The organism is Janibacter sp. CoH_79_TC_3, assembly GCF_058197955.1.
The window spans coordinates 1-245 of the sequence record NZ_JBXWIV010000169.1 but is presented as its reverse complement, the minus strand read 5'-3'; the positions used below and the strand labels follow the sequence as shown (position 1 = coordinate 245).

Genomic DNA, 245 nt, shown 5'->3' with positions numbered 1-245 from the left:
TTTTAGTGTTCCAAAAATGTCTATATTTTCCCAATATGCCTCGCTTTGCACCTGTAATGGCAAAAATCCTCCGGTTGCCCGGTCATATGTAATAATAATGCTTTGCCCCCCTCTCATTTCTCTTTTTTCATCATTTCCATATACTTTATAGGCGATACTTGTTTTTACCGGTGCAATTTTTTCTTCATCTTCATTCCACTTGATATTCTCTTTCCCATTCACTTTTCCGCGGTCAAGAATATAGC

1 protein-coding gene is annotated in these 245 nt (G+C 37.6%); it reads right to left on the bottom strand.

The window, feature by feature from the left end; translation table 11 throughout:
* Positions 1-245, bottom strand: a 245-nt coding sequence (locus AC2FA3_RS15510) for a hypothetical protein (RefSeq protein WP_490510373.1), incomplete at both ends; no start/stop codon positions are given.